Source organism: Alteromonas sp. BZK5 (genome assembly GCF_014349115.1).
GTDB lineage: Bacteria > Pseudomonadota > Gammaproteobacteria > Enterobacterales > Alteromonadaceae > Alteromonas > Alteromonas macleodii.
This window is the reverse complement of the sequence record NZ_JACSOE010000284.1, coordinates 1-1,038: the sequence shown is the minus strand read 5'-3', so window position 1 is coordinate 1,038 and position 1,038 is coordinate 1. Positions and strand designations below refer to the sequence as shown.

Sequence of the window (1,038 nt, the reverse complement as noted above, 5' to 3'; positions counted from 1 at the left end):
TTATAATCCCCCTCTTTCAACGTTGATTCTCGAATAAAGTGATGTTCTCTTAGCAAAGAATCATTGTCACTATAAAAGGGCCCCATGCTCGTATCGTTCCACTCAGAGAGGTACAACTCATCGATGAAACCAGCATCACAGTGTTCTAGAATAAACTGACTTAAACGTGTACTTAAACTTGGAATCTCACAAATTATTGATAGGCGTGAAGTTTCCGACTCTACAAAACTTAAGACATCGGTAAATCCAATTGATTTAACTTTAAACGAATCTATAACATCAACATGCGGAGGTTTTTTAGCCTCTTGCCCAGAAAAATAAGAATACTTCCCATCTGACATCTCGTAAAAGGTTCCTTCCACAGAAGATTCAGACACGACGTTGTTAAGTATAATTGTTGAGCATTCGAGGTCTTCAGCAAAGCCTTCTACTTCCCAACAAGCATGTTTTAAACCATCAACAAATATAACCTCGTCAAATTTGCTAAAGTTTAAATTCAAAAAATTAGAGGCAACGTTGCCACAACCAAGCCAAAGTAAAACATTTTTGTCTTCGTACATAGTTCACTCTTAGGATTTAATTAGAAGGTTGTGAGAGGTTTTACGGCCCTCGGCCTGTCCGTATTTAAGATAGTGAATTAATGGGTTTAACCCTGAGCTTTTCACATCTTCGTAATAATTAAAATACCAGTCACCATCAAATCGGATGCTAGGCATCCTTCCCTCTTTGAAACCGTATAACAAATAGTGTTTCGCTGGATCTATGCTGTCCGACTTCACATCTGGATAAGTGCTAAGATACCATTCGGCATCGAATAATTCACTTGTATATAAAAGCCCAACATTTGCAATAATTTCTTCTTGATGTAATCGGCTTAAATTACCCATTACTTTATCTTTCACTTTAATTACAGGCGAAATAGTCTTCCATGCTGTTGAACACTTGATGGACTCTAACTCACTTTTTAGTTGATAATACAACGATTGGTAAGATTTCAGTTCCTTCTCGAGCTTTTTACGTTCAGAACCAAGTTTGTCA

Annotated in this window: 1 protein-coding gene and 1 pseudogene; both read right to left on the bottom strand. The window is 37.1% G+C overall.

Features of this window, described 5'->3' with window-relative positions:
• On the bottom strand, nucleotides 1-560 hold a 560-nt coding region (locus tag BIZ39_RS21985), incomplete at its 3' end, for a hypothetical protein (protein WP_187448140.1).
• Nucleotides 561-569: 9 nt separating this feature from the next.
• Nucleotides 570-1,038, bottom strand: a pseudogene (locus tag BIZ39_RS21980) (hypothetical protein); the annotation flags it as partial.